This is a genomic window from Stenotrophomonas sp. YJH_SMC_105-26 (assembly GCF_059368915.1).
Genome location: NZ_JCAFSD010000001.1, coordinates 1,037,396 through 1,059,128 on the forward strand (window position 1 = coordinate 1,037,396; position 21,733 = coordinate 1,059,128).

The following is a 21,733-nucleotide window of genomic DNA, read 5'->3' on the forward strand; positions in this document are numbered from 1 at the left end:
AAGGACCAGTTGCGGTAGATCCACGCCATGCGGGGATGTTTCTGTAGAGTCGAGCCATGCTCGACTCATCCCATCATCGCGCGAAGAGCGAAGAGCGAAGAGCAGCCGAGCATGGCTCGGCTCTACAGAAAGCAGATCCCGCGAGCAGATCAGTCCACGCCATGCGTGGATGCATGCTGCAGTGCCAACCAAGGTTGGCACCTACCAGGGCAACGATCCGCTGCTGTAGATGCACGTCATGCGTGGGTGCTTCTGTAGAGTCGAGCCATGCTCGACTCATCCCATCATCGCGCGAAGAGCGAAGAGCGAAGAGCAGCCGAGCATGGCTCGGCTCTACAGAAGGCAGATTCCGCGAGCAGATCCATCCACGCCATGCGTGGATGGGTGCAGCCGCAGAACCCGGGGCATTACGCCCCGGATTCGTCCGGCTTCACCCGGAACCACGCCGCGTACAACGCCGGCAGGAACACCAGCGTCAGCACCGTACCCACGATCAGACCACCCATGATCGAGATCGCCATCGAGCCATAGAACGCGCTGCGCGACAGCGGAATCATTGCCAGCACGGCCGCCAGCGCGGTCAGCACGATCGGGCGGAAGCGGCGCACCGTGGCATCGATGATCGAATGCCAGCGGTCATGCCCGGCATCGATGTCCTGCTGGATCTGGTCGATCAGGATCACCGAGTTGCGCATGATCATGCCCGCCAGCGCGATCGTGCCCAGCAGCGCGACGAAGCCGAACGGCGCACGGAACAGCAGCAGGAACAGGGTCGCACCGATGATGCCCAGCGGCGCGGTCACCAGCACCATCGCCGCACGCGAGAAGCTGCGCAGCTGCAGCATCAGCAGCGTCGCCACCACCACCAGGAACAGCGGCATGCCGGCCTTGATCGAGTTCTGCCCGCGCGCCGAGTCCTCCACGGTGCCGCCGGTTTCCAGCAGATAGCCGCTGGGCAGCTCGGCACGGATGCCATCCAGCGTGGGCACGATCTGGTGCACCACGTCCAGCGCCTGCATGCCATCGCTGATGTCGGCGCGCACGGTCACGGTCGGCAACCGGTTGCGGTGCCAGATGATGCCGTCCTCGAAGCCGTACTCCATCGTCGCCACCTGCGACAGCGTGATGCTGCCGCCGTTGGCGGTCGGCATCGACAGGCTGGACAGCAGCTCCAGCTGGTTGCGCTCATCGGCCGGCCCGCGCAGCAGCATCTCGATCTGGCGGTTGCCTTCGCGATACACGCTCACCGACTGGCCGGCCAGCGAACTGGCCAGGAACTGGCTGACCTGGGCGCTGCTCACGCCCAGCGCGCGGGCACGCTCCTGGTCGATCACCAGCCGCACCACCTTGCTCGGCTCGCTCCAGTCCAGGTTGACGTTCATCACGTGCGGGTTCTCACGCACCTTGGCCTCGACCTGGCGCGCGATCGCCTGCACCTTCTCGATGTGCTCGCCGGAGATGCGCATCTGCACCGGATAACCGACCGGCGGGCCGTTCTCCAGGCGGGTCACGCGCATCTGCACGTCCGGGAACTTCGGAATCACCTCGTGCAGCAGCCAGTCACGGGTGCTTTCGCGCGATTTGATGTCCTTGGCCAGCACCACGAACTGGGCGAAGTTGGTCGCCGGCAGCTGCTGGTCCAGCGGCAGGTAGAAGCGCGGCGAACCGGTACCCACATAGGACACATAGTTGGCGATGCCCTCGCGGCTGGACAGCAGCTTCTCCAGCTTCTCGGCCTGGGCCTGGGTCGAGCGCAGCGACGCCCCCTCGGCCAGCTCGATGTCCACCATCAGTTCCGGCCGGGTCGAGTCCGGGAAGAACTGCTGCGGCACGAAGCGGAACATCATCAGTGAGAACACGAACAGGGCGACGGTCGCGGCGATCACCCACCAGCGGCGGCGCAGGCAGGCATCGAGGAAGCGCCGGAAGCTGCGGTAGAACGGGCGCTGGTAGGGATCGTGGTCGTGCCCATGCTGCGGCGGTGCGATCAGGTTGGCCAGCGCCGGATAGCGGTCGGCCCACTGCTGGCGCTTGGCCAGCCAACGCGCGGACAGGCTGCCGGGCTTCGGCGGCTGCGGATTGAACAGGTCCGGCAGCATCTTGTCGCCCAGGTACGGGATGAACAGCACCGCTGCGATCCACGACACCACCAGTGCAATGGTCACCACCTGGAACAGCGAACGGGTGTATTCACCGGTGCTCGATGCCGCCGTGGCGATCGGCAGGAAGCCGGCTGCCGTGATCAATGTGCCGGTCAGCATCGGGAACGCGGTCGATTCCCAGGCGAAGCTGGCCGCGCGCAGGCGATCGAAGCCCTGCTCCATCTTGGTGGCCATCATCTCCACCGCGATGATCGCATCGTCCACCAGCAGGCCCAGCGCCAGCACCAGTGCGCCCAGCGAAATCTTGTGCAGGCCGATGTCGAAGTAATGCATCACGAAGAAGGTCATCGCCAGCACCAGCGGAATGGTCACGCCCACCACCAGGCCGGTGCGCAGGCCCAGCGAGAAGAAACTGACCAGCAGCACGATCACCACCGCTTCGGTCAGCACCTGCACGAACTCGCCAACCGACTCCTCCACCGACTGCGGCTGGTCGGACACCTTGCGCAGCTGCATGCCGGCCGGCAGGGTCTTCTGAAGCCGCTCGAACTCGGCGTCGAGGTTGGCGCCCAGCTTGAGGATGTCACCGCCATCCTTCATCGCCACCGCCAGGCCGATCGCCTCTTCGCCCATGAAGCGCATCTTCGGCGACGCCGGATCGGCGAAGCCACGCTTGACCTCGGCGATGTCGCCCAGGTGCACGGTGCGGTCGCCAGCACGGATCGGGAACTGGCGGATGGCGTCGATGTCGTTGAACTGGCCCGTCACGCGCAGCTGCACGCGATCGGTGGCGGTCTCGAAGAAGCTGGTGCCGGTGATCGCATTCTGGTCGGCCAGCGCCTGCTGCACCTGCTGCATCGACACACCCAGCGTTGCCAGCCGGGTGTTGGACAGTTCGATCCACACCTTCTCGTCCTGCAGGCCGACCAGGTCGATCTTGCCGACATCGGGTACGCGCTGCAGTTCCAGCTGGATGCGGTCGGCGTAGTCGCGCATCACCGCGTAGTCGAAGCCCTTGCCGGTCAACGCATAGATGTTCCCGTAGGTGTCGCCGAACTCATCGTTGAAGAACGGGCCGACAATCTCGCGCGGCAGCGTCGCACGGATGTCGCCCACGCGCTTGCGAACCTGGTACCACAGGTCCGGGATCTGCTTGGAACGCAGGCTGTCGCGCGCCATGAAGATGACCTGCGATTCGCCGGGGCGCGAATAGGAGCGGATGAACTCGTACTCGCCGGTGTTCATCAGCGCCTTCTCGATCGGCTCGGTCACCTGCCGCGAGACCTGTTCGGCGGTGGCGCCCGGCCAAAGCGTGCGCACCACCATCGCCTTGAAGGTGAATGGCGGATCCTCGGACTGGCCCAGATGCTTGTACGACCATGCGCCGATCAGCGCGAAGGCAAGCATCGCGAACAGCACCAGCGGGCGGTTGGACAACGCCCACTCGGAAAGATTGAAGCGGCGCACCGGCTTACTCCTTGGCCTTGGCGGCAGCGGCCGGCGTGGCCGGCTTCAGCACCGGGCGGTTCTGGCGGTCCACGGCGATCACCGGCTGGCCGGCACGCAACAGGTGTCCGCCGGCAGCGACCACCCAGTCACCCGCATTCACGCCGGACAGCACCGGCACCGATTCGCTGCCATAGGCACCGGTGGTGACCGACGCGGCCTTCAGCGTGCTGTTGGCCGGATCGACCACCCACACGCTGGCGGCACCGTTGGCACCGCGCTGCAGCGCACCGAGCGGCAGCTGCAGGGTGCCGTGGCGGCCGGCGCTGCTGTAGACGCGCGCGCTCTGGCCCAGTTCGACATCGGCCAGCGCATCGGCGGGCAGGCTGACCCGGGTTGCATAGGTGCGTGCCTGTGGATCGGCGGCAGCGGCGATCTCGCGGATCGTGCCTGGCAGGCGCTGGCCAGGACGGTTCCACAGCTCCACCTCGACCGGCTGGCCCACCGCATAGTCGCGGATGGTGGCCTCGGGCAGGTCGATCAGCACTTCGCGCCCGCCATCGGCGGCCAGGTTGAAGATGGTCTGGCCGGCCGACACCACCTGCCCGGCTTCGGCCTCGCGGCTGGCGATCACGCCATCGGACGGCGCGCGCAGCTGTGCGTAGTCGGCCTGGTTGCGCAGCACATCGAGGTTGGCGCGGGCGGCGTTGGCCTGGCCCTGCGCGGCCTTGAAGGCGGCGGACTGCTGGTCCAGCTGCGAGCGGCTGACCAGCTGCTGGTCGGCCAGCACCTGGTAGCGCTTGAGGTCATCACGGGCACGCACCAGATCGGCTTCGGCCGCAGCAAGCTGCGCCTGCGAGGCGCGGGCCTGCAGCGCGAAGTCGGCCACGTCCAGCTCGGCCAGCACGTCGCCCTTCTTCACCCGTTGCCCGGCATCGACGTGGCGCTTGACCAGGTTGCCGCCAACGCGGAACGACAGTGGACTTTCCTGCCGCGCACGCACCGTGCCCGGGAACGCCGCCGGCGCCTGCCCGGCCTGCTCGCCAGGGTGAACCACCAGCACCGGAACGGCCGCCTGGGGCGCCTGTTCCTGTCCCGAACAGGCTGCCAGCGCAGCCATCCACACCATACCGCCCATCCAGCGCACGATCTTCATCGGTCAACGTCCTGAAAACGCAGGGTTGCAACTAAGGGGGGAGCCGCGACTGCCGGCCCAATTTAATAAACCGGCCGGTATAGTATAAATATCGAACCGCTTGGTCTAGTATTGTCGTGATGAGTTCTCACACTTCCCGCAAGCCGTCGGCCAAGCCCGCTGCCAAGGCCGCCGGACCCGGGCGCCCCAAGGACCTCGGCAAGCGCGCGGCGATCCTTGAAGCAGCCAAGACACTGTTCATCGAACAGGGCTATACCGGCGTGAGCATGGACACCATCGCCGCTCAGGCCGGCGTCTCGAAGTTGACTGTGTACAGCCACTTCGGCGACAAGGAGACCCTGTTCTCCGAGGCCGTGCAGTCGAAGTGCATTGAAATGCTGCCCGATGCCCTGTTCGTGGCCGACGCGGACGGCCCGCTGCGCGACCAGCTGATCGGCATCGGTCTGGCCTTCTTCGAACTGATCACGTCCGATGCGGCGATCTCGATCCAGCGCATGATGATGGCGCCGGAGACCGACGAACGCCTGCGCGAGCTGTTCTGGAAGGCAGGACCGGAACGTACCTGCGAGGCCCTGGCTGACTTCCTGCGGGCACGCGCCGAGCGCGGCGAGCTGGAAATCACCGACTATTCGCTGGCTGGCGAGCAGTTCCTGACCCTGGTCAAGGGCGAAGTGCACATGCATATGATGTGCGGCATGCCACTGTCACCGGTGGAATGCGACCCTCTTGCCCACGTGACTGCCAGCATCGACTTCTTCCTGCGCGCCTATGCGCCGCGAGGGGTCGGGACGGCTGAATAACCAAAACTGAACGAACCGGAGGTCGCGATGACTTCCGGCACTGCGACCCCGGCCACCCGGCAGCTGATGCTCTGGGCGCGCCGCCGGCCTCCGGCACCGGTAAAATGGCCGGCCCACTGCGCTGGATTTGAACCTCATGACGATTGATTACGCCCACGCCCGCGAACTGATGGTGGAACAGCAGATCCGTCCCTGGGACGTGCTGGACATCAAGGTGCTCGACGTCCTGGCCCGCCTGCCGCGCGAGGCTTTTGTCGCCGATGCACACCGGGCACTGGCCTACGCCGATGTCGAACTGCCGATCGGCCATGGCCAGAAGATGATGAAGCCGGTCATCGAGGGCCGTACCCTGCAGGCGCTGGACCTGCAGCCGGGTGACGAAGTGCTGGAAATCGGCACCGGCAGCGGCTTCCTGTCGGCCTGCATCGGCGCGCTGGCGCGCGACGTGCTGAGCCTGGAAATCGACCCGGAGCTGGCCGCCGCCGCGCGCGCCCGCCTGGACGCGTCCGGCCTGGGCACCAACGTCCGCGTGGAAGTGGCCGACGCCCTGTCCTGGCAGACCGAACGCCGCTTTGACGTGATCTGTGTCACTGGTGCGGTCGACGTGGTGCCGTCACAGTTCGCCTCGTGGCTGCGTCCGGGTGGTCGCCTGTTCGTGATCCACGGCCGCTCGCCGGCGATGGAGGCCCTGCTGGTCAAGGCCGACGGCAGCAGCGAGTCCCTGTTCGAGACCGATATCGATTACCTGCGTGGTGCCGCCCCGGCCCCCCAGTTCCACCTCTGAGTCCAAGGAAGCCGCAATGATCCGCCGATCCCTCGCTGTTGCGCTGGCCACTGCCCTGCTGCCGTTGTCCGCCCATGCCGCCGACCTGCTGCAGGTCTACGAAATGGCGCGCAATGGCGATCCGCAGCTGTCCGCCGCCGAATCGACCCGGCTGTATGACAAGGAAGGCGCCGTGCAGGCGCGCGCCGCCCTGCTGCCGCAGATCAACGGCCAGGCCCAGCTGAACCGCACGCGCAGTGAGCCGAACGCCGACGCCAACTCCGGCTCGTTCACCAACAAGCGCCGCACCTACACGATCGACGGCAGCCAGACGCTGTTCAACTGGACCCAGATCAACAACCTGCGTTCGCAGCGCGAGCTGAGCAAGGCGGCGGACTTCACCCTCGATTCGGCCAACGACAGCCTGATCGTTCGCACCTCGGCGGCCTACTTCAACGTGCTGGTGGCGATCGAATCGCTGAATGCCGCACAGACCAATGAAGCGGCCGCGAAGAAGCAGTTCGACTTCGCCGACAAGCGCCTGGAAGTGGGCCTGGCGCCGATCACCGACGTGCACGAAGCACGCGCGCAGTACGACCAGGCGCGTGCCAACACCATCGTTGCGCAGAACACCCTGGCCGATAACTACCAGGCCCTGACCGAACTGACCGGCCAGCCGGTGACCAACCTGCGTGGGTTGCCGGCCGACTTCCGCCCGGAAGTGCCGGCCAACCGTGGCAACATCGATGAGCTGGTGCAGCAGGCCACCACCCAGAATCCGGCGCTGAAGGCGCAGGAACTGAAGGTCAGCGCCGCCGAGGCTGGCGTGCAGGCCGCCCGTGGCGGCCATTACCCGACCCTGTCGCTGGGCGGCAGCTGGGGCAAGAGCGCGACCTGGGGTGACAGCACTGGTTCCGGTTCGCTGTCGCCGGACGCCCGCACCAACAGCATCGGCCTGACCCTGAGCGTGCCGATCTTCTCCGGTGGTGCCACCCAGTCCGGCGTGCGCCAGGCGCTGGCCCAGCGTGACATCGCCCAGGACGGCTACGAGCAGCAGAAGCGCGCCCTGGACCGCAACACCCGCAATGCCTACCAGACCCTGGTACAGGGCATCAGCGAAGTGGAGGCCCGTCGCCTGGCCGTGGTCTCGGCACAGAGCGCGTACGACGCCTCGCAGGTCGGCCTGGAAGTCGGTACCCGTACCGTGCTGGACGTGATCCAGAACCAGCGCATCCTGTTCTCGGCGCAGCTGGACTACGCCCAGGCCCGCTACACCTTCCTGCAGAACCGCCTGCTGCTGAGCCAGTCGCTGGGTGCGCTGGACGTGGCAGAGCTGCAGGACGTCAACCGCCTGCTGACCCAGGACGCGGGCAATCCGGCAACGACCACGCACTGATCCGTCGCCCTGCCGGCAACAAAGAAGCCACCCGCAAGGGTGGCTTTTTTGCGGGCGGTGCATCCGCCCGCAGCTACCCGTTGCGTGGCCCCGCGAACCCTCAGCCCGGCCATGCCCGCAGGCGTTCCAACGCCGCAAGGACGCACAGCGCGGCCGCCAAGGGCGCCAGCATCGGCAGCACCAGTTCGCGACCGGTTGCGCCCTGCCTCATGTCATTCCGCCGCCGCAGCACCGCCAGGCACAGCGCCGCCATCACCAGCAGGGTTGCCGGACCCGGCAGCGCCGGCAGGGTGCCCAACGGCAGCCACAGCACCAGCATCACCGCCGGCAGTCCGACCGCCGCCACGATCACACCGCGGGAGCGTCCCACTGCATCACCCGCCCCTGGCCACAGCGATGTTGCCAGCCGCAAGGCCAGCATCAGCAGCACCAGCTGCAGGGCGGCCAGGCCCGTAGCCCCCGCCAGCGGCAACAACGGCAGCATCCACTCCAATTGCGGATGCATCTGCAGCGCCACCGACAGTGGCCGGGTACTGGCAAGCGCGGAAAACTCGACCAGCCCTGCCTGCAGTGCTGCCAGCACGATCAGCAGCAGCATCGCCAGCAACGAGACCAGCGCCAGCACTGCCGGTTGCCACATCGCGCCCTGGCGGCGCAACGCAGGAAAGCCCAGTGCCAAGCCGACGCTGGCAAATACCCCCAGCAGCGGCACCGCAGCCGCCAGCACCCCGCCCAGCCCGAAGCGATACGGCGCGGTCGCCGGTGGCAGCCAGGGGATCCAGTGCGCGTAATGCACATGACGTGCCGCCAGCGCCAGCAGCAACACCCCCGCACCGATCTTCACCGTCAACAGGGCGCAGGCCACCAGCACCACACGCCGTGGCGGCAGCAATGCCAGCGCGCCCAGCATCAGCAGGCCCACCGCCGCCGTGACCTGTTCCGGCAGCCAGTCGCAGGGCTGGAGGCCTTCGGCGGCCAGCACCGCGTGCAGATGGAGGGCCATGGACTGCGCCACGCCCGCCGTGGTCGCCACCAGCTCCAGCAGCAGGGCCATGCCCAACACGCCCGCCACCCGCGGCCCCCAGCTGGCAGCCAGCAGCCCGTGCAGGCCCTCGCCCGCCGGCAACCGCAGCACCAGATCCTGCAGGCAGCACAGCACCAGGCCGGCCCCCAGTGCAGCCAGCAACAGGCTCAGCACGATGGCGGGGCCTGCCTGTGCCGCCGTGTGCTGGCCCACCAGTGCGATCACGCTACCGCCCACCAACAGTGTCAACGCCACCACCGCCAGATGGTCCGTCCCCAGTCCGGCCCCACCCGTGCCGTCCCCGCCCCTGTCGCCGTCCATCGCAAGTTCCCTTGATATCCGCCCAAGCGCGGTCGACAGCAGGCTGGCAGCCTGCGTCGTCCTGCGGAATCAGAATCGGTGGAATGTGCGCAACGATGTGATGGCAGGCACGCTGCCAGCGGCAGGGTCGGTCCAGCAACGACAGAAAAATCGTCGCTAAGCAGAATTGATGAAGTTGATCACGACAATGCTCGTCAGCGCCGCTGACTCCGCGCTGCCGCGATCACTCGCGCGGTGGTGGCAGGTGCGGCGCCACCAGGGCAAGCGTGCGTTGCAGCGCGCCGCGGCCATTGCTGACCAGCGTGCATCCCGCCCGCGCCATGTCTTCGCGGGCCTGGGCATCGTCGAGCAGGTGCTGCAGCAGATCGCCCACCGCCTGCGCGTCCTCGCCGATCAGCAGCGCTCCGGCCTCGCGCATGCGCCGGGAAATTTCCGCGAAGTTGTGCAGGTGCGGGCCGGTCACCGCCGCCGTTCCCATCGCGGCCGGCTCCAGCAGGTTGTGACCACCGATGGCCTGCAGGCTGCCGCCGACGAAGGCGACCTGGGCGCAGGCATAGAACGGCATCAGCTCGCCAAGGGTGTCGATGACGAACACGTCTGTGGCCGCGTGTGGCCACTGGTCCACGCGGCGGGTCGCCACGCTCCAGCCCTGTTCGCGCGCCAGCGCTTCCACCTTCGGGAAACGCTCGGGATGTCGCGGTGCCCACAGCAGCAGCAGCTCCGGATGCCGCTGGCGCAGGCGCCGGTGCAGGTCGATCACCGCCTGCTCCTCGCCATCATGGGTACTGGCGGCGATCCATACCGGACGAGCGGCCGGTACCCGCGCGTGGAACTGTTCGACGAAACCCTGCACATCCGGCGTGGCGATGTCGAATTTCAGGTTGCCCAGCGCCTGCACCTGGCCGGGATCCGCCCCCAGCTGCACGAAGCGCTCGGCATCGTCCTGCGACTGCGCGGCCACGCAGGTGACGGTGCGCAGCGCGCGGCGGATCAGTGCCGCCAGCAACCGGTAGCCGCGCAGCGAACGCGCCGACAACCGGGCGTTGAGGATGTACACCGGAATGCCGCGGTCACGGCAGCCGAACAGCATGTTCGGCCACAGCTCGGTTTCCAGGATCAGCGCCAGGCTGGGCTGGAAATGGCCGAGGAAACGGTTGACGCTGCCCGGCACGTCGTACGGCAGGTAGACATGGTCCAGGGCGTCGCCCCACAGCGCGCGTACGCGCTCGGAGCCGGTCGGGGTGATGGTGGTGATCACCCAGCGGATGTCCGGGCGCTGCTGGCGCAGGGCATTGACCAGCGGCGCGGCGGCATTGACCTCGCCCACCGAGACCGCGTGCAGCCAGACCCGCGGCTGCCCGGTCGGCTGCGGATAGGAGGCATAGCGTTCATCCCAGCGCCGGAAGTATTCACGAACCCGGAAACCGCGCCAGACCAGGTGGTACACGGTGATCGGCAGCAGGATGTAGAGCACGACCGAATACAGGCCGCGCAGGATCCATTCGACAGGGTCTTTGCGCATGCGGCAAGGATACGGGAGCCCCCGGGGAAAGACACGCGGCCGCCTTGGTAGAATGGCCCCATGTCAGATGCCTCCACCGCCGTCCGCCCATCGCTGCGCGATCCGCGCAACTGGCCGATGTTCGCCGCCATGTTCGGCGCCTTCGCCATCGCTCGCCTGCCGTGGATGCTGCAGCGCGCGCTGGGCCGGGGCGTCGGCTGGATCACCTGGCGCCTGCTCGGCAGCCGCCGCCGCGCCGCCGAAGTCAACCTGCAGCTGTGCTTCCCCGAGAAGGACGAAGCCTGGCGCCAGCGCCTGGTGCGCGACAGTTTCGATGCGCTGGGCGTGGGCGTGTTCGAGTGCATCCGCGCCTGGTGGGGCAGCATCGACCGCATCCGCCCGCAGGTACGGATCGAAGGCCTGGAACACCTGCGGCAGATGGAGGCTGAAGGCCGCGGCGTGCTGCTGGTCTCCGGCCACTTCATGACCCTGGAAATGTGCGGACGCCTGCTGTGCGACTACGTCGACCTGTCCGGCATGTACCGCAAGCACAAGAACCCGGTGTACGAGTGGGCGGTGAAGTTCGGCCGCCTGCGCTATGCCAAGGCGATGTTCGCCAACGAGGACATCCGCGCGACCGTGCGCCACCTGAAGAAGGGCGGCTTCCTCTGGTACGCGCCGGACCAGGACATGCGTGGCAAGGACACCGTGTTCGTGCCGTTCTTCGGCCACACCGCTTCGACCATCACCGCCACCCACCAGCTGGCAAGGATGACCGGTTGTGCAGTGATCCCGTACTTCCACCGCCGCGAAGGCGGGAAGTACGTGCTGAAGATCGGCGCACCGCTGGAGAATTTCCCCAGTGAGGACGTGGAAGCCGATACCACGCGGGTCAACCAGGCCATCGAAGAGATGGTGCGCGAAGCCCCCGACCAGTACCTGTGGATCCACCGCCGCTTCAAGCGCCAGCCCGGCGGCCGGAGTGATTTCTACAAATAACCGGATGCGGTGGAAGGGCCGGCGTCCTCGTGGCGCCAACCTTGGTTGGCGCCGGATGAACCGAGGCCGGTCCCGGGGAGCCCACCAAGGTTGGCAACTACTGCATCGGCGGAGATTCGTCCGATTCGCGGGCCAGCAGACTGCCGGCGAACAGGGCCGCCAGCAGCACGGTCAGGCCGCCCCAGAACGCAGAATAGAACGCCAGGTGCGTATTGAGCGGGAACACGGTAACCGCCAGCGCCAGCATCGCCGGGCGGGCGCGGTCACGCGCCGCCGGCGGTGCATAGCGCCAGGCCCGCCAGGCCTGCGCCACCGCCGCCAGCCACAGCAGCAGGCCCAGCACGCCGGTCTCGGCCAGGATTTCCAGCACGATCTGGTGGGCGTGCAATGCCGGTTGATTGCCCCACACGGCGGGGCCCTCGTCTGACACGCAGGCCGGATACGCATCACGGAAGCCGCGCGCACCGACACCGTTGACCGGATGTTCCTCGATCATGCACACCGCCGCCGTCCAGATGCGCGCGCGCCCCGAAAGCGCCTCGTCAACGCCCTGCCCGTCTTCGTTCCATGCCTGTGCCGTGCGCGCAACACGCTCGCGCAGCTGCGGCACGCCCGCTGTCAGTGCGGCCGTACCCAGCGCTGACACAAGGGCCAGCAGCAGCAGCCGCTTCCAGCCGAACTGGCGCAGGCCGCTGTAGCCCAGCACCAGCACAAAGGTGATCCACGAGGCGCGCGAACCGGCCAGCAGCAGCACGCATCCCACTGCGGCGGCGGCCAGCAACCACCCCGCACTGCCGAAACGCCGCGCCATCGGCAGCAGCAGGAAGGGTGACAGGCTGGCCAGCACCTGGCCGAATTTCAGGTTGCAGGGCCCGAGCGCGCCACTGAGGCGGTCGGCCAGTGCGGCTTCGTCGGCCGGGCACAGCGCGTGGCCACTTACGGCCAGCTTCAGGTGCTCCAGCGACCAGAACCATGGGCTGGTGCCGGCCAGCGCCTGTACCAACGCGTCCAGCGTCCACGCGCCGGTGATCAGCGCCAGGCCACCGAAGGTCAGCCGCCGCCGTTCCGGCGTGGCTACCGCGATCGCCACCAGCCACATGAAGGGCAGGTAGCGCAGTCCGGCGGCAGCCTTGGTCCACGAGGCCGCCGGATCGATCGCATCGATGGCCGAGAACGCCTGTGGCAGCCAGTAGCCGAGGAACAGGATCGAGGTCAGGGCCCACGCCGCCGTGCTCAACAGGTGCGGGCGGCGCTGCAGCCGGCGCATGACCATGCGCACGGCAGCATAGAGCGCGCCAAGGCCGAGCACGGTTTCAGCGATGCCTGGCAACGGCCACATCGCCACGTACGCCAGCACCCACCAGGGTGCCCAGCGCCCAGCGCGGTCGTCGCGCACGATGGCAGCGGGGTCAGCCGGCGAGATCGGCATAGAGGCGGAGGGTATCGCGCTGCATGGCCTGCAGGGTAAACGGGATGCGGGTCGGCAAGGATGGCGGCTGCGCCAGCAGGGCCAGCGCACGTTCACCCAGCGCGCGCGCGTCGCCGAGCGGCACCGCGCCGCCGGGCTGCAGCTGCTGCAGCAGTTCGCCAACGCCACCGTGGTCCCAGCCCAGCACCGGGCGGCCGACCGACAGCGCCTCGACCACGGTGCGGCCAAAGGCTTCCGGCTTGTCCGACAGCTGCAGCACCAGATCGCTGGCGGCGTAGGCCAGGGCGATGCGTGCGGTAGGCGTGCTGATCTGTACGGCCTCGGCCACGCCCAGTGCCGCAGCCTGGCGGCGCAGATCGGCCACGTAGGCCTCACGCCCGGGTTCCTCGGTACCCAGCATCCACAGCTGCGCAGGCACGCCGGCGGCACGCACGTCGGCCAGCAGCTGCAGCGCGTGGGCGTGGCCCTTCAGCCGGGTACCGCGCCCGGGCAACAGCAGCAGCGGGCCATCAACCTGCGCCAGCCAGGGATAATCGGCGGCCAGGGCCAGCCGCGGGCGACGGTCGGCACGTGCTACGCGTGGGAACTGGCCGACATCGACACCGCGGGGAATGACCTGCAGTTTTTCTTCCGGCACCGTCGGGTAGTGGCGTTGCACGAAGGCGCGCACGGTATTGGACACGCAGATCACGCGTTCGCCACTGGTCATCACCGCACTGTAGCGGCTGGGCGAATTCAACCCGTGCACGGTGGTCACCCAGTGCGGGCGCTGTGCGGCGGGCATGGCGCGGATCGCGTACAGGCCCAGCCAGGCCGGCAGCCGCGAACGGGCGTGCACGATGTCCGCACCGACCTCGGCAAACAGGCGGCGCAGGGTCGGCAGATGGCGCAGGGTCAGCAGCGACTTGCGGCCGATGTCCAGGGTGAGGTGCTCGGCACCGCTGTCCAGCAGCGGCTGCACCAGGCGGCCACCGGCGGACACCACCAGCGCACGATGGCCGGCCGCGACCAGGGCAGCAGCGATTTCCAGGGTCGAGCGCTCGACACCGCCGGAGTGCAGCGCCGGCAGCAACTGCACCACGGTCAATCGGCGCATCGAAGGGGCCGCCGTTTAGTCGGCCAGCACGAACACGGAACCGCAGTACGGGCACTGCGCTTCACCGTTGGGCTCGTCTTCGATCGGCAGGTACACGCGCGGATGCGAGTTCCACAGCGCCATTTCCGGGGTCGGGCAGCTCAACGGCAGATCGCTGCGGTGCACGGTGTAGCGCTTCTCGGCGTTGGCGGGCGCGGTGGCGGTATGGCTCATGGCGGATGTCGGTGAACGGGTTGCGAGGCCTGTGATTCTAGCATCTGGGCCGCACCGACATTGCGCCACAAGGCCTTTGCGCGCTCCCGCCGATGCCTCGCATCTCCCCGCCGCACGCCGGGCGGCGGCGGCGCCGGGGATTTCGCGGTCGTTCCGGCAGGTTCGCTCGCCAGAATCGACTCCAGCGATATTTCCCGCATTTGGATCGAACTAAATGGCACTTGCCAGCGCGCGACGGCTGTTGCAGGATCGGGCCAGGTCGCACCCCGACCCACCCAATCCAACCCGATCGCATGGCCCGCCCCCACCGGACCGGCATCGCCTCTTCCACTGCCAGCCTGGCGGGCGGAGCGATGCTGTCCGTGGTGTCCGCCGATGCGGGTTCTGCCCGCCGCCAGCCCTTCCGGGAGACCCTTGCATGACCCTGTCCGATCCGCGCCGCGCCCTGCTTCCACTCGCCCTGGCCCTGGCCTGTGCGACCACTGCGATGCCGGTGCTGGCACAGGGGCTGCAGACCTCGTTCGAGCCCGGCGAACCTGCCCCGACGCAGGCCGCGGGTGCACTTCAGGTCACGATCGGCAACGGCCCTGCGGCGCCTTACGCGGCCAAGCGCAACGCCGGCTACAGCGGCCTGCATGCACTGCGCTACAGCAGCGAAGGTGGCAGCGCGCGGCGCGAACTGTTCAAGGCCGACCTGCCCATCGAGGCCGATACCACGCTGTCGTGGCTGGTGCTGCCGGAGATCGTCGGCAAGGACACCGTCGCTTCGACCTATGTCTCGCTGGACCTGCTGCTGGACGATGGCAGCCGCGTGTCGGCCGGTGCGGCGCGCGACCAGCATGGGGTGGCGATCGGCGCACGCGCGCAGGGCGAATCGAAGACGCTGTACCCGCAACAGTGGGCGCGCAAGGCAGTGCGGCTGGGCGACGTACCCACGCTGAAGGGCCGCCGCGTGGTGGCGATCGAGCTGGAGGTGGCCAGTGCCGAGGGCGCGCCGGTCTCTGGCTGGATCGATGACGTGCGCCTGGACGCACAGCCGCGGCAGCAGCCACAGCGCGTCTCCGACTGGGTGCTGACCACCCGCGGCACCCAGGCCAACGGCACCTTCTCGCGCGGCAACAATTTCCCGGCCACGGCGGTGCCGCACGGCTTCAACTTCTGGACCCCGGTGACCGATGCCGGCGCACTGAACTGGCTGTACCGCTGGAACGAACAGAACGACGCACAGAACCGCCCGCAGCTGCAGGCGCTTGCGCTGAGCCACCAGCCCAGCCCGTGGATGGGTGACCGCCAGACCTTCCAGGTGATGCCCTCGGCCAGCCGTGGCGTGCCGGAGGCCGACCGCCGCAAGCGCGCGCTGTCGTTCGATCGCCGCCATGAAAGCGCGCGCCCCTACCGCTACGACGTGCGCTTCGACAACGGCATCGCTGCCGCCATCGCGCCGACCGACCATGCCGCGTTGTTCCGCTTCGACTTCCCCGAAGGCGGTGACGCCAACCTGCTGTTCGACAACGTCGATGCACGTGGTGGCCTGACTCTGGATGCCGCCACACAGACGCTGTCGGGCTACACCGATACGCGCAGCGGCCTCTCCAACGGCGCCAGCCGCATGTACGTGGTGGCCAGCTTCGACAAGCCCTGGCGCAGCAGCGGCCGCCTCGACACCGGGCGCCCGACCGGCTACATCAAGTTCGATGCCGGCAGCGAGCGGCGGGTGACGATGCGCATCGCCACCTCGCTGATCTCGGTGGAGCAGGCGCGGCACAACCTCGCACTGGAAATCGCCGCCGCCGATACGCTGGAGAGCGTGGCCGGCCGCGCACAGGACGCGTGGGACGCGCGCCTGGCCCGCTTCGACATCGGCGATGCCAGCGACGACCAGAAGACCACGCTGTACTCCAGCCTGTACCGGCTGTACCTGTACCCGAATTCCGGCCACGAGAACGTGGGCAGCGCCGCCGCACCGGAGTGGCGCTACGCCAACCAGGCCAGCGCCAGCGATGACAACACCGAAGGCAGCGCGACCCGCAGTTACGCCGGCGTGCGCGATGGCAAGGTGTTCGTCAACAACGGCTTCTGGGACACCTTCCGCACCACCTGGCCGGCCTATGCACTGTTCACGCCCGACGATGCCGGCCAGCTAGTGCAGGGCTTCATCGAGCAGTACCGCGCCGGCGGCTGGATCGCACGCTGGTCGTCGCCGGGCTATGCGGACCTGATGGTCGGTACCAGCTCGGACGTGGCCTTCGCCGATGCGTGGCTGAAGGGCATCGGCGGTTTCGATCCGGCCGAGGCCTACGCCGCCGCGCTGAAGAACGCGACCGTGGTCCCGCCCGACCGCCATGTCGGCCGCAAGGGCATGGACCGTTCGACCTTCCGTGGCTACGCCAGCGCGGACGTGCATGAAGGCATGTCGTGGACGATGGAAGGCGCACTCAATGATTTCGGCATCGCCAACATGGCCGACGCGCTGGCCAAGCGTGCGACCACGCCGGCCGCACGCGAGCGCTACAGCACCGAGGCCGACTACTTCCGCTATCGCGCCGCCAGCTACACGACGATGTTCGATCCGGCCGCCGGCTTCTTCCAGGGCCGCACTGCCGATGGCCAGTGGCGCGTGGACGCGAAGGACTACGACCCGCGCGTGTGGGGCCACGACTACACCGAGTCCAATGGCTGGACCTTCGCCTTCACCGCCGCCCACGATGGCGAGGGCCTGGCCGCGCTGTACGGTGGCCGCGACAAGCTGGCGGCGAAACTGGATGCCTTCTTCGCCACGCCGGAAACCGCGGACCCGGCACTGGCCGGTTCCTACGGCGGCACCATCCACGAGATGACCGAGGCGCGCGACGTGCGCATGGGCATGTACGCGCACAGCAACCAGCCGGCGCACCACATCCCGTGGATGTACCTGTACGCCGGGCAGCCGTGGAAGACCCAGCAGCACGTGCGCGAGATCCTGTCGCGGCTGTACGTCGGCAGCGAGATCGGCCAGGGCTATCCGGGCGACGAGGACAATGGCGAGACCTCGGCGTGGTACGTGCTGGCCTCGCTGGGCCTGTACCCGCTGCGCATGGGCGCCCCGGAGTATGTGATCGGTTCGCCGGCCTTCCGCCACGCGCGGGTGGAACTGCAGGGCGGCGCGGTGCTGACCGTGAACGCGGCCAACAATTCGCGAGAGAACGTCTACGTGCAGTCGCTGAAGATCAACGGCACGCCCTGGACGAAGACCTGGGTGCCGCACGAGCTGATCGCCAGGGGCGCGACGCTGGACTTCGTGATGGGCCCGCAGCCGTCGCGCTGGGGCAGCGGCGTGGATGACGTGCCGCGCTCGCTGACCGCCCGTGGCCAGCGCCCGCAGCTGCTGCACGACCTGCTCGGCAGCGGCGCGAAGGCAACACTGGCCGATGGCCGCGCCCTGCCGGCGCTGGTCGATGACGATGCGGCCACCACCGTCGGCCTGGGTGGCGGCGCGACCATCGCACTGACCGGCCTGAGCAATGGCACGCCGACGATGTATACGCTGACCAGCGGTGACGGCCGCATCCAGGGCGGCGAATGGACGCTGGAAGCGCGCAATGGCAACGGCCACTGGACCGTGCTCGACCAGCGCAGCGGCGAAGCCTTCGAGTCTGCCCGCCAGACCCGTCCGTTCCGCATCGCCAGACCCGGTCGTTACAGCGAGTACCGGCTGCGCCTGGCCGCGCCGGGCCGGCTGCCGCTGGCGGAGATCGAACTGTTGGCGCCCAGCGCCGTACAATGAGCCCTATGCGCTACCGTCTGTTGCCTCTGGCCCTTGTTGCCCTTTCCTTCTCCAGCTTCGGCCAGACCCAGGCCTTTGATGCGCAGCTGACCCGCGACGGCGTGACGCTGAACTACCAGGACGCCCGTGGCGCCCTGGCCGCGCCGCAGCGCAAGCGGGTGATCGATACGTTCTACTTCGCCTACCTGCGCGAACGTGCGGACTTCCACCCGGCCGCGCCATCGATGGTGCGCATCGTGATCGATCCGGCCTACACCGGGATCGCCTTCGTCGGTGACAAGGACCAGGCGGCAACGATCACCATCAATCCGGGTTGGCTGGCGCAGCACCCCAACGACATCGACCTGGTCACCCATGAGGCCATGCACATCGTGCAGGGCTATCCGGGCCATGGCGACGCACGGGTGCCGGGTTGGCTGGTGGAGGGCATCGCCGACTACGCACGCGACCGCTACGGCATGGACAATGCCGCCGCGGGCTGGTCGCTGCCGGGCAAGGTCGAGAAGGGCCAGAACTTCGACAGCGGCTACCGGGTCACCGGTGCGTTCCTGAAATGGGCCGACGCCGAACACCCCGGCCTGGTGCTGGCACTGGACACGGCCCTGCGCGATGGCCGCTATGCACCGGCGCTGTGGCAGAAGCACACCGGCAAGGCACTGCCCGCACTGTGGGCCCAGTACGCCAAGCCGCGTTCGGATGCACCGCCGCCGGCCCCTGCACGCCGCGGCAAGCGGCGCTGACTGGGTGGTCAACTGGGAATTGGGGCGACTGGGTAGAGTCGACTGTTAGTCGACTGACTTTCGTACAGCCACCGAAAACCCCGCGCTTCGCGCGATAGTCGACCAACGGTCGACTCTACCTCGCTGCTTTCTACGCCTCAGCGCGACTGCACGAAACCGGCGTACAGCGCGAACAGCTGCTGGAAATATCGCCGCGTGACTCGATTACGCATGACGCCCTCGCCCATGAAAGTTGGTCGGGCCCAGGGTGGGAAGGCCGGTCCGGTCCCTTCCCACGGCCGGGCCGCGTGGGCGTATTGGGCCGCAACGGCGTTGCAGGGAAATGACCGGGCGGCGTAGCGCGTGTGGCAGGTTCGGCGGCCGTTGCGGCAAATGAAAACACCGGGCAATGCCCGGTGTTTTCACTTGCGCCGACGTCCAACCGCGCCAGCGCCATCATTCTTCCGACCAGGAGCCCCTTCTTGTTGAAGGGGCGCGCCGAAGGCGGGGGTAGAGGAAGAATGCGTGGGCAGCGGAAGTGGGAAAGAAGGCTTATGCCTTCTTTTCCGCTTCCAGCTGCTTGCGGATCTGCGCATCGACCGCCGCGATCGCGGTCATGTTCAGGATCCGGCGCGAAGTGGCGCTGGTGGTCAGGATGTGCACCGGCTTGTTCACGCCCATCAGGATCGGGCCGATCGCCACGCCATCGGTGAACACGCGCACCAGGTTGTAGGCGATGTTGGCCGCTTCCAGGTTCGGCAGCACGAACAGGTTGGCGCGGCCCTGCAGGGTCGAGCCCGGCAGCAGCTTCTGGCGCAGCGCTTCATCCCATGCGGTGTCGCCCTGCATTTCGCCGTCCACGTTCAGGCGCGGGTTGCGCTTGAGCAGCAGCTCGCGCACCTGGCGCATCTTCAGCGCGTCCTTGGAATCGTGGCTGCCGAAGTTGGAGTGCGACAGCAGCGCGACCTTCGGCTCGATGCCGAACAACTTCATGCGGTAGGCCGCCTGCAGGGTCGCTTCGCACAGCTGCTCGGCGGTCGGGTCTTCCTGCACGTGGGTATCGACGAAGAAGAACACGCCCTGCTGGTTGATCACGCCGGTCATCGCCGAGGTCGAGGTGACCTTCGGCTCCAGCGGCAGCACGCTGCGCACGTAGCCCAGCTTCTTGTGGAAGCGGCCGACGATGCCGGTCAGCATCGCATCGGCTTCGCCACGGGCCACCATCACTGCTGCGATCAGGGTCGGGCGCGAACGCATCAGGTTCTTCGCCGCGGCCACGGTCACGCCACGACGGCCGGTCAGGCCATGGTAGTACTGCCAGTATTCGTTGAAGCGCGGATCATCGTTGATGTTGGTGACTTCAACGTTCTCGCCGATCTTCAGGCGCAGGCCGAGGCGTTCGATACGCGACTCGATCACTTCCGGGCGGCCGATCAGGATCGGGTGCGCCAGGCCGTCATCGACCACGTTCTGCACCGCCTGCAGCACCACTTCCTCTTCGCCTTCGGCGTACACCACGCGCTGCTTGTCGCTGCGCGCGCGGTCGTAGACCGGCTTCATCATCAGGCTGGTGCGGTAGACGAACTGGGCCAGCTTGTCGCGGTAGGCGCCCATGTCGTCGATCGGGCGCGAGGCCACGCCCGAATCCATTGCGGCCTGGGCCACGGCGGCCGACAGCTCCACCAGCAGGCGGCGGTCGAACGGACGCGGGATCAGGTATTCACGGCCGAAGCTAGGGGTGTCACCGCCATAGGCCGAGCCCATGTCGGTGGCGGCGCGACGGGCCAGTGCAGCGATGGCACGCACGCAGGCGATCTTCATTTCCTCGTTGATCGCGGTGGCACCCACGTCCAGCGCACCACGGAACAGGTACGGGAAGCACAGCACGTTGTTGACCTGGTTCGGGTAGTCCGAACGGCCGGTGCCGATGATCGCGTCCGGACGGGCGGCGCGCGCCAGTTCCGGCATGATTTCCGGGGTCGGGTTGGCCAGTGCGAAGATCACCGGATCCGGCGCCATGGTCTTGACCATGTCGGCGGTCAGGATGCCCGGCGCCGACAGGCCCAGGAAGATGTCCGCGCCGTCGACGATCTCGGCCAGGGTGCGCTTGTCGGTGTCGCGCGCATAGCGCTGCTTTTCCGGGTCCAGGTCGGTACGGCCGGTGTGGATCACGCCCTCGCGGTCGAAGGCCAGGATGTTTTCCGGCTTCAGGCCCAGCTGCACCAGCATGTTCACGCAGGAAATACCGGCCGCGCCCATGCCCGTGGTCGCCAGCTTCACGTCCTCGATCTTCTTGCCGGTGATCGCCATGGCGTTGAGCACCGCCGCGCCGACGATGATCGCCGTGCCGTGCTGGTCGTCATGGAACACCGGGATCTTCATGCGCTCGCGCAGCTTGCGCTCGACCACGAAGCATTCCGGCGCCTTGATGTCTTCCAGGTTGATGCCGCCGAAGGTCGGTTCCAGCGAGGCGATGATGTCGACCAGCTTGTCCGGGTCGGTCTCGTCGACTTCGATGTCGAACACATCGATGCCGGCGAACTTCTGGAACAGCACGCCCTTGCCTTCCATCACCGGCTTGCCGGCCAGCGCGCCGATGTTGCCCAGGCCCAGCACCGCGGTGCCGTTGGAGATCACCGCCACCAGGTTGCCGCGGGCAGTCAGCTCGCTGGCCTGCTGCGGGTCGGCCTTGATCGCTTCACAGGCGTACGCCACGCCCGGCGAATACGCCAGCGACAGGTCGCGCTGGGTCAGCATGGGCTTGGTAGCGGAAACCTTGATCTTTCCCGGCGGGGACATCCGGTGGTAATCGAGGGCGGCCTGTTTGAAATCTTCGTTGGACATCGATGTGGGTTACATGAATGGGCAGAAGGGACAGGGGATGATACCCCCGTTGGAGCGTCTGGACCTGTCGCTATCCTGTCGCAAGCATGCTGCGACCGCACAATTCCGTGCCGTATGCGACGGTACCGGGATGTCAGCTTCGGCGTTGCCCATGACAGCCA

14 protein-coding genes are annotated in these 21,733 nt (G+C 67.7%); 6 read left to right on the forward strand and 8 right to left on the reverse strand.

Features of this window, described 5'->3' with window-relative positions; genetic code table 11:
- Positions 1 to 407: 407 nt before the first annotated feature.
- Together AC5P7F_RS04775 and AC5P7F_RS04780 are read right to left on the reverse strand one after the other, a co-directional pair.
- The gene (locus AC5P7F_RS04775) at positions 408 to 3,569 is read right to left on the reverse strand and encodes an efflux RND transporter permease subunit (protein WP_075077189.1); all 3,162 of its coding nucleotides are present in this window, start codon (positions 3,567 to 3,569) and stop codon (positions 408 to 410) included.
- A 4-nt stretch (positions 3,570 to 3,573) separates the two neighbouring features.
- Positions 3,574 to 4,704 carry an efflux RND transporter periplasmic adaptor subunit gene (locus tag AC5P7F_RS04780; RefSeq protein WP_032958176.1) on the reverse strand — a complete coding sequence of 377 codons (1,131 nt, stop codon included), beginning with the start codon at positions 4,702 to 4,704 and terminating at the stop codon, positions 3,574 to 3,576.
- Between the two features lie 119 nt (positions 4,705 to 4,823).
- Here AC5P7F_RS04780 and AC5P7F_RS04785 point away from each other — a divergent pair, with 119 nt between their 5' ends.
- The 3 genes from AC5P7F_RS04785 to AC5P7F_RS04795 all read left to right on the forward strand — a co-directional run bounded on the left by AC5P7F_RS04785 (position 4,824) and on the right by AC5P7F_RS04795 (position 7,663).
- Entirely contained in the window at positions 4,824 to 5,504 is a 681-nt protein-coding gene (locus AC5P7F_RS04785; RefSeq protein WP_069117902.1) for a TetR/AcrR family transcriptional regulator, read from the forward strand.
- 136 nt (positions 5,505 to 5,640) lie between these two features.
- Positions 5,641 to 6,288, forward strand: a complete 648-nt coding sequence (locus tag AC5P7F_RS04790) for a protein-L-isoaspartate O-methyltransferase family protein (protein ID WP_014648346.1) — start codon at positions 5,641 to 5,643, stop codon at positions 6,286 to 6,288.
- A 16-nt stretch (positions 6,289 to 6,304) separates the two neighbouring features.
- Positions 6,305 to 7,663 carry a TolC family outer membrane protein gene (locus tag AC5P7F_RS04795; RefSeq protein WP_014648347.1) on the forward strand — a complete coding sequence of 453 codons (1,359 nt, stop codon included), beginning with the start codon at positions 6,305 to 6,307 and terminating at the stop codon, positions 7,661 to 7,663.
- Positions 7,664 to 7,763: 100 nt separating this feature from the next.
- On the opposite strand, the gene AC5P7F_RS04800 is transcribed toward AC5P7F_RS04795, so the two are convergent.
- Entirely contained in the window at positions 7,764 to 9,008 is a 1,245-nt protein-coding gene (locus AC5P7F_RS04800) for an amino acid transporter (RefSeq protein ID WP_069117901.1), read from the reverse strand.
- A gap of 223 nt (positions 9,009 to 9,231) precedes the next feature.
- Complete coding sequence (gene waaA, locus AC5P7F_RS04805) at positions 9,232 to 10,530, reverse strand: lipid IV(A) 3-deoxy-D-manno-octulosonic acid transferase (RefSeq protein ID WP_014648349.1); 1,299 nt, start codon at positions 10,528 to 10,530, stop codon at positions 9,232 to 9,234.
- A 60-nt stretch (positions 10,531 to 10,590) separates the two neighbouring features.
- On the opposite strand from waaA, the gene AC5P7F_RS04810 reads away from it, so the two are divergent.
- Positions 10,591 to 11,508, forward strand: a complete 918-nt coding sequence (locus AC5P7F_RS04810; RefSeq protein WP_014648350.1) for an LpxL/LpxP family Kdo(2)-lipid IV(A) lauroyl/palmitoleoyl acyltransferase — start codon at positions 10,591 to 10,593, stop codon at positions 11,506 to 11,508.
- 97 nt (positions 11,509 to 11,605) lie between these two features.
- On the opposite strand, the gene AC5P7F_RS04815 is transcribed toward AC5P7F_RS04810, so the two are convergent.
- The 3 genes from AC5P7F_RS04815 to AC5P7F_RS04825 are packed head-to-tail and all read right to left on the reverse strand — an operon-like array spanning position 11,606 to position 14,246.
- A complete protein-coding gene (locus AC5P7F_RS04815) occupies positions 11,606 to 12,937 on the reverse strand; it encodes an O-antigen ligase family protein (RefSeq protein WP_164077839.1) in 1,332 nt (443 codons plus the stop codon).
- A complete protein-coding gene (locus AC5P7F_RS04820) occupies positions 12,918 to 14,033 on the reverse strand; it encodes a glycosyltransferase (RefSeq protein WP_014648352.1) in 1,116 nt (371 codons plus the stop codon). Before AC5P7F_RS04820 ends, AC5P7F_RS04815 begins: the two co-directional genes overlap by 20 nt.
- A 15-nt stretch (positions 14,034 to 14,048) precedes the next feature.
- On the reverse strand, positions 14,049 to 14,246 hold the full coding sequence (locus AC5P7F_RS04825; RefSeq protein WP_005410967.1) for a zinc-finger domain-containing protein: 198 nt from the start codon (positions 14,244 to 14,246) through the stop codon (positions 14,049 to 14,051).
- A gap of 418 nt (positions 14,247 to 14,664) precedes the next feature.
- Between AC5P7F_RS04825 and AC5P7F_RS04830 the strand changes: the two genes are divergently transcribed.
- Both AC5P7F_RS04830 and AC5P7F_RS04835 read left to right on the forward strand, forming a co-directional pair.
- A complete protein-coding gene (locus tag AC5P7F_RS04830; protein WP_164077840.1) occupies positions 14,665 to 18,009 on the forward strand; it encodes a GH92 family glycosyl hydrolase in 3,345 nt (1,114 codons plus the stop codon).
- Positions 18,006 to 18,749: a basic secretory protein-like protein gene (locus AC5P7F_RS04835; protein WP_032959489.1), complete on the forward strand. Its 744-nt coding sequence runs from the start codon at positions 18,006 to 18,008 to the stop codon at positions 18,747 to 18,749. Before AC5P7F_RS04830 ends, AC5P7F_RS04835 begins: the two co-directional genes overlap by 4 nt.
- A gap of 531 nt (positions 18,750 to 19,280) precedes the next feature.
- On the opposite strand, the gene AC5P7F_RS04840 is transcribed toward AC5P7F_RS04835, so the two are convergent.
- Positions 19,281 to 21,572: an NADP-dependent malic enzyme gene (locus AC5P7F_RS04840; RefSeq protein ID WP_014648356.1), complete on the reverse strand. Its 2,292-nt coding sequence runs from the start codon at positions 21,570 to 21,572 to the stop codon at positions 19,281 to 19,283.
- Between the last annotated feature and the right edge of the window lie 161 nt (positions 21,573 to 21,733).

Bases quoted from the DNA above. Each gene is read 5' to 3' on its own strand.
- AC5P7F_RS04780 (WP_032958176.1), bottom strand. From the start codon at position 4,704: ATGAAGATCGTGCGCTGGATGGGCGGTATGGTGTGGATGGCTGCGCTG.
- AC5P7F_RS04785 (WP_069117902.1), top strand. From the start codon at position 4,824: ATGAGTTCTCACACTTCCCGCAAGCCGTCGGCCAAGCCCGCTGCCAAG.
- AC5P7F_RS04790 (WP_014648346.1), top strand. From the start codon at position 5,641: ATGACGATTGATTACGCCCACGCCCGCGAACTGATGGTGGAACAGCAG.
- AC5P7F_RS04795 (WP_014648347.1), top strand. From the start codon at position 6,305: ATGATCCGCCGATCCCTCGCTGTTGCGCTGGCCACTGCCCTGCTGCCG.
- AC5P7F_RS04800 (WP_069117901.1), bottom strand. From the start codon at position 9,008: ATGGACGGCGACAGGGGCGGGGACGGCACGGGTGGGGCCGGACTGGGG.
- waaA (WP_014648349.1), bottom strand. From the start codon at position 10,530: ATGCGCAAAGACCCTGTCGAATGGATCCTGCGCGGCCTGTATTCGGTC.
- AC5P7F_RS04810 (WP_014648350.1), top strand. From the start codon at position 10,591: ATGTCAGATGCCTCCACCGCCGTCCGCCCATCGCTGCGCGATCCGCGC.
- AC5P7F_RS04815 (WP_164077839.1), bottom strand. From the start codon at position 12,937: ATGCCGATCTCGCCGGCTGACCCCGCTGCCATCGTGCGCGACGACCGC.
- AC5P7F_RS04820 (WP_014648352.1), bottom strand. From the start codon at position 14,033: ATGCGCCGATTGACCGTGGTGCAGTTGCTGCCGGCGCTGCACTCCGGC.
- AC5P7F_RS04825 (WP_005410967.1), bottom strand. From the start codon at position 14,246: ATGAGCCATACCGCCACCGCGCCCGCCAACGCCGAGAAGCGCTACACC.
- AC5P7F_RS04830 (WP_164077840.1), top strand. From the start codon at position 14,665: ATGACCCTGTCCGATCCGCGCCGCGCCCTGCTTCCACTCGCCCTGGCC.
- AC5P7F_RS04835 (WP_032959489.1), top strand. From the start codon at position 18,006: ATGAGCCCTATGCGCTACCGTCTGTTGCCTCTGGCCCTTGTTGCCCTT.
- AC5P7F_RS04840 (WP_014648356.1), bottom strand. From the start codon at position 21,572: ATGTCCAACGAAGATTTCAAACAGGCCGCCCTCGATTACCACCGGATG.